Here is a 6,095-nt window from a genome sequence, read left to right as displayed (position 1 = left end):
AAACTAGACACAGAAGAGGTGAAGATGATGAAACCAGCAGGTGTTGTAAGAAAAGTAGACCAACTTGGTCGTATTGTACTTCCAAAATCATTACGTAAACGTTATCTGATGAACGAGGGCGATCCAGTAGAAATTTTCGTCCAAGGTGACCATATCATATTGGAGCGTTACCGTCCAAAATGCGTGTTTTGCGGTTCGATGACTGAAGTTAAGGAATTTAAAAACCGTTCATTATGTTCTGTATGTATGGAGGAAATGGCACAGCTGCAACGCTAATCAGCGTTTCTGAGTGCTATTTTAACGAAATGAAGCTTCCCGTCATGAGCAAAGCGCTCTACGGGAAGCTTCATTTGTTTGAATCTAAGCTCTAAAACGCAGCTTATAATCCTTTTGTTTTGTCGTCATTATACGAACTGGTTAGCATCGCCACAATGAACAAGACAAACACGGTCATTACAATAATAAAGTTCATCCTTTGGACACCTCCAATAAGCTGTCTTTATTATAACCAAGGTTCAGAAAAAAGAAAACTTTAAAAGTTGTGAACACATTGTTAACATAGGATATATACACAAATGACGTGGTTTAAACTACGAGGAGGAGCACACACTATGAATTATCGATTTTCTTCTAGAGTAGCACAATTGCAATCGTCCGCTGTCAGAGATATTTTGAAGCTAACACAAGGAAAAGACATGATTTCGTTCGCTGGAGGACTTCCGGCAGAAGAGCTTTTTCCTGTACAAGCGATGCGTGAAGCAGCTAACCGTGTATTCGATGCAGGATCAAACGCTTTGCAGTATGGTTTGACTGAAGGATATTTGCCGTTGCGCGAGCAGTTATGCAAGCGGATGGCAGTAAAGCAAATGTTCGTCAATCCGGAACAGATGATATTGACTACCGGTTCACAGCAGGCCATTGATTTATTAGTAGGGGTGTTAACAGAGCCCGGTGATACGATATTGGTGGAAAAGCCAACCTATCTGGCAAGTTTACAGGTATTCGCATTGCACGGTTTAAAGGTTGTAGCAGCTGAAAGTGATGAAGACGGTATGATTCCAGAAGATGCAGAACGTCTCATACGTGAGCATAAACCTAAGCTGATGTATGCAGTGCCAACATTCGGTAATCCAACTGGTAGAGTGTGGAGCTTAGAACGACGTCGCAAGATGCTGGATCTTTGCAAGCAAAATGAAATACCCATTATTGAAGATGATCCATATGGCGATATTAAATTCGATGATAATGAACAGTTTCCTTCTTTATTCGCGCTAAATGGCGAGGCTGAGAAGGGTGCAGTACTTTACACAAGTACATTCTCCAAGACAGTAGCACCAGCTCTGCGCACTGGATGGGCTATCGGTGACAGCAGCGTTATTAGAATGGTAGCGAAGGCAAAGCAAGCAGCAGACCTTCACTCGAGCTCGATGGATCAACAAATATTAAGTCAACTGCTCGGCGGATTTAATTTGGATGAGCATATTAAAGTGATTTCAAAATCATACGGACAACGGATGATTGAAATGGATAAGCTGCTGAAGCAGCAAGCGAGGCTAGATGTATCTTGGATTAAACCGAAAGGCGGCATGTTCCTCTGGATTGAGCTGCCTGAAGGCTTGGATGCGGAGGCACTGCTTCGCTGCGCCGTTCAGAAAGGCGTTGCATTTGTTCCTGGAAGCTCCTTCTATGCGGAAAATCCGATGCGCAACACCGCTCGTCTGAATTACACGTATAACACAGGTGCTAAAACCGAACAAGGGGTTGCGCGTTTATTTGAGGCCATAGAAGAATTTACGGTGCGGAGTTAACATTAATACCTGTAACGGTACTAACCCAATCAGCAATGACATCGTTATATTCGGTTAATGCTAAAATACCTTCCGGACGGAGCATGTATTTGCCTCGTCCGATACGGTCAAACCAATTATAATAATTGTTGCGGAGCGTTTGACCACTGTGGCTATAACCTGTTATAGCCACTACCTGGCGTGGAGCGAGCGGACCTGACATATGAAGTGCGTAGGCGCACCTCAGCGCCTTCTCGCGGTATGCGGTCATAAGTTTGCGGCGAGTGCTTCCGCCTACGTTATAGTCACCGCTCCGTTCCTTGAACTCCATATGCAGCTGCGCTTGCTTCTTGCGTCTAACACCACGCTGTGGCGGATCGCCGGGCTCGCAGAGCATTTCGATTACAGGTTTTTTTGTTTTATAAAAGGTAACGGTCATTAAACCGAGTCCAAGCATTCGGCAAAGCTCAGTTAAATCACCATATCGTTGATTATGAGCGCCACTTTTTTTTCGATTACGTTCTACGGCAAGCACTACCTGATTATTCAAACGCAAACGTTCAATCCCTTGCAGCAGCAAGGCGAGGTTGAACGTTTTTTTCATTTCGACGATAATCGTATCCGAATTTTCGGGATGTATCGCTACCAGATCGCAGTGGAGCACTTCACTCTTTACAGTGAAGCCCAACTGCTCATAATGCTTCTTAATCGGCTCGTAGAGCTCTTCTTCCCTTGCAACAGCCATTGTTTACAACTCCTCCCTAAGCACTGCTCAACGACTCTTATTCCCCCATTATAACAAAGGATTATACCGGCTTGTCGTAATTTGATGGATAGTGGACTAAAATAGTGGTCAATTTCCTACTCGAATAAGCATAGAAATGTAATACCTCAATAAAAGTTAGCTCCACTCGATAGAGCGTCTAGATACAAATCCCGGGCGTAGTTAGATTAGTGGAATGCGGAAGCGATGGGAGGAGGCACGGTATGGATATTTTCAAACGAATATCGGATTATCAGGCTGAGAGCGAGAAACTTGCATGGACAGGATCGATCAAGGACTATGTAGCATTGTTGAGACAGGACCCGTCACCGGCTATGACCGCGCATTCACGTGTTTATGAGATGATTGAATCGTATGGGGTAGAAGAGGTTAATGGAAAGAAGAAGTACAAATTTTTCGAACAAGAAATTTTTGGATTGGATCATGCGGTAGAGAAGCTGGTTGAGGAATATTTTCACTCCTCGGCTCGTAGGCTTGATGTTCGCAAAAGGATTTTATTGTTGATGGGACCGGTGAGCGGGGGTAAATCCACACTGGTTACGATGCTCAAAAAAGGTCTGGAGAAGTTCTCTAGAACAGATCGGGGAGCCGTATATGCGATTAAAGGCTGCCCTATGCATGAAGACCCGCTGCATCTTATCCCGCACGAGCTGCGCCCTGAAATCGAGAAGGAGCTTGACGTAAGAATTGAGGGTAATTTATGTCCTTCCTGCCAAATGAGGCTTCAAACGGAATATAACGGTATTATTGAAGACGTGCTCGTAGAGCGTGTGTTCATTTCTGAGGATAACCGCGTTGGTATTGGTACGTTCAGTCCTTCCGATCCGAAATCGCAAGATATTGCAGACTTAACCGGCAGTATCGACTTCTCAACGATTACGGAATTCGGCTCAGAGTCAGATCCGCGTGCTTATCGTTTTGATGGTGAACTTAACAAAGCGAATAGAGGCTTGATGGAATTCCAAGAGATGTTGAAATGCGACGAGAAATTTCTATGGAATTTACTCTCGCTGACGCAGGAGGGAAATTTCAAAGCAGGTCGATTCGCCTTGATTAGTGCTGATGAGCTTATCGTCGCGCATACGAACGAAACGGAGTACAAATCTTTYATTAGCAACAAGAAAAACGAAGCGCTGCAATCACGGATGATCGTCATGCCGATTCCTTATAACCTGAGGGTGTCGGATGAGGAGAAAATATATACAAAGCTGATCGCTCAAAGTGATATGAGACATATTCATATCGCACCGCATGCCTTGCGAGCTGCGGCGATTTTCTCTATTCTCACGAGATTGAAGGAAACGAAGAAGCAGGGCATGGATTTAGTGAAAAAAATGCGGATGTACGATGGTGAGGAAGTTGAAGGATTTAAGGAAGCCGATTTGAAAGAAATGCAGAACGAATATATTGAAGAGGGTATGACCGGTATCGATCCGCGTTATGTTATTAACCGTATTTCGAGTGCTTTAATTAAACAAGATATGCACTGCATTAATGCACTTGATGTGCTTCGGGCTCTGAAGGATGGACTCGATCAGCATCCGTCTATTACGAAGGAAGAGCGGGAGCGGCATCTCAATTTTATTTCAGTTGCTCGGAAAGAGTATGATGGACTGGCGAAGAAGGAAATTCAGAAAGCATTTGTTTATTCCTTCGAGGAGTCTGCGCGAACATTGTTTGAAAATTACTTAGACAACATTGAGTCATACTGTAATTGGGCTAAAATCAAGGATCCGTTGACCGGCGAGGAGATGGATCCGGATGAAAGACTGATGCGTTCGATCGAAGAACAGATTGGCGTCTCGGAAAATGCAAAGAAAGCTTTTCGAGAAGAGATTCTCATCCGTATATCATCTTACTCACGTAAAGGAAAGAAATTTGATTTTACTAGTCACGAACGACTGCGAGAAGCAGTTGAGAAAAAGCTGTTTACTGATTTAAAGGATATCGTGAAAATTACAACATCTACAAAAACACCGGATGAGAGTCAACTGAAACGAATTAATGAAGTTACAAAACGACTTATTGATGAGCATGGGTATTGCCCGGTATGTGCGAATGAATTACTGAGGTATGTGGGCAGCTTGCTGAATCGCTAATTTTATGCTTAATGAGTAAGCCAAATAGCTGATATACGTAGAGAAGCCGACGGACTGAAGTTTGGCGGCTTTTTTACGTATATCAATGTATTAATCGATTAATTTTTTTAAAATGTTCATATTCAATATTAAAAAAAGAGAAATAACCGATATAATAGATATAGTGATTTTCATCACATATCAAAGGGGTCGGACTAATTGATTAAGGTAACTCCAGAACGAAAGAAGCAGCTAGACTATATTGGGATCTCGGATCAGGATTTACAGTGTCTGGCTGATTACAGACCTATCTTCCTGAAAGTGGTGGATGAAGTAGTAGATCGATTTTATGACAATGTAGGCGCACAGCCTGAATTGGTTGCTCTTATAGCAAGAGTAAGCAGTATCGAAAGGCTCAAGGAGACACAGCGAGTATATTGGATGTCGCTCACTGATGGCGTAATCGATCAAGCCTACATAGAGAATCGTATAAAAATTGGTGCTGTACATTCCAGAATTGGCTTAACGACGGATTGGTATTTAGGATCCTATATGACCTATTTGGATATAGCAACGGTTGTGTTAAAACAAATGATACCAGATCAATGGCGAGAAGTAATTCATGCCTTGACTAAGATGTTCAATCTCGATTCACAATATGTATTGGAAGCTTACCATCAATATGAACAAATAAAAATTCAGGAGTTTGCGGATAAGAAAACAGAGATGCTGTCTACTGTAACGAATGCGGTGCAAGAACTGGCTTCGCTTATGATAGAGCTGGATGAAGGCGCACAATCCATTGCAGCAACAGCAATTTCGACTTCACAATCCCAGGATAAGACTCACACATTATTAGAAGAGCTTCGCGAGGAGCTGGACGGAATCAATGAAATGGGCACACTTATTCGCGGCTTTTCGGATCAAACGCATTTGCTTGGACTCAATGCTGCGATAGAAGCTGCAAGGGCTGGGGAACATGGACGAGGATTCGAGGTTGTAGCAAATGAAGTAAGAAAACTTGCTGCTTCATCACGTAATGCGCTCGAGGGTATCCAAACCAAGCTTGCGGAAATCGATAAAAGGTTATCCGCGGTGCGTTCTGAATCCGAGCAAACATCCGCTGAGGCACGAAATCAAGCGGCACGATCACAGGAACTGGCCTCATTCGTTCAAATGGTGGACAAGGTTACAATCGATTTACAACAGCTTAATCAGTAGTAGGTCTAGAATTATAGATACATACTTCATAACAACCGGGAACTCTCAAAACAAGGAGGGTTCCTATTTTTTGTTCATTTTTTGTCTGGCTTAATGGCGAACAGCGAAATTATACTGCAAAGCAAAGCAGAACCAGCAAAGAGAAAGAACAGTAGAGCCTCATTTTTTAATAGTAAGGATGTAATCAGAGGACCGGCAGCTACGCCTATAAACCTTGTCCTGCTG

Annotated in this window: 5 protein-coding genes; 4 read left to right on the top strand and 1 reads right to left on the bottom strand. The window is 43.1% G+C overall.

All coding sequences use genetic code 11. The features are described from left to right. The first annotated feature begins 27 nt into the window (after window positions 1-27). Both AC1DWN_RS25340 and AC1DWN_RS25335 read left to right on the top strand, forming a co-directional pair. Window positions 28-276, top strand: a complete 249-nt coding sequence (locus AC1DWN_RS25340) for an AbrB/MazE/SpoVT family DNA-binding domain-containing protein (RefSeq protein ID WP_477561670.1) — start codon at window positions 28-30, stop codon at window positions 274-276. Between the two features lie 335 nt (window positions 277-611). After that, window positions 612-1,808: an aminotransferase-like domain-containing protein gene (locus tag AC1DWN_RS25335; RefSeq protein WP_477561669.1), complete on the top strand. Its 1,197-nt coding sequence runs from the start codon at window positions 612-614 to the stop codon at window positions 1,806-1,808. On the opposite strand, the gene AC1DWN_RS25330 is transcribed toward AC1DWN_RS25335, so the two are convergent. Continuing rightward, window positions 1,792-2,532, bottom strand: a complete 741-nt coding sequence (locus AC1DWN_RS25330; RefSeq protein ID WP_477561668.1) for a DUF2161 family putative PD-(D/E)XK-type phosphodiesterase — start codon at window positions 2,530-2,532, stop codon at window positions 1,792-1,794. The genes AC1DWN_RS25335 and AC1DWN_RS25330 overlap by 17 nt on opposite strands. 242 nt (window positions 2,533-2,774) lie before the next feature. Here AC1DWN_RS25330 and AC1DWN_RS25325 point away from each other — a divergent pair, with 242 nt between their 5' ends. Beyond that, window positions 2,775-4,670 (top strand): PrkA family serine protein kinase, encoded by a 1,896-nt coding sequence (locus tag AC1DWN_RS25325; protein WP_477561667.1) that lies wholly within the window; start codon window positions 2,775-2,777, stop codon window positions 4,668-4,670. Window positions 4,671-4,868: 198 nt separating this feature from the next. Beyond that, the gene (locus AC1DWN_RS25320) at window positions 4,869-5,870 is read left to right on the top strand and encodes a protoglobin domain-containing protein (protein ID WP_477561666.1); all 1,002 of its coding nucleotides are present in this window, start codon (window positions 4,869-4,871) and stop codon (window positions 5,868-5,870) included. Window positions 5,871-6,095 lie beyond the last annotated feature (225 nt).

Source organism: Paenibacillus sp. P4_A7 (assembly GCF_056402455.1).
Note: the sequence above shows the minus strand (reverse complement) of the source record. Positions and strands in the feature narration are given on the sequence as shown.

Excerpts from the sequence above, each read along its gene's own strand:
- AC1DWN_RS25340 (WP_477561670.1), top strand. The coding sequence starts at position 28 with ATGAAACCAGCAGGTGTTGTAAGAAAAGTAGACCAACTTGGTCGTATT.
- AC1DWN_RS25335 (WP_477561669.1), top strand. The coding sequence starts at position 612 with ATGAATTATCGATTTTCTTCTAGAGTAGCACAATTGCAATCGTCCGCT.
- AC1DWN_RS25330 (WP_477561668.1), bottom strand. The coding sequence starts at position 2,532 with ATGGCTGTTGCAAGGGAAGAAGAGCTCTACGAGCCGATTAAGAAGCAT.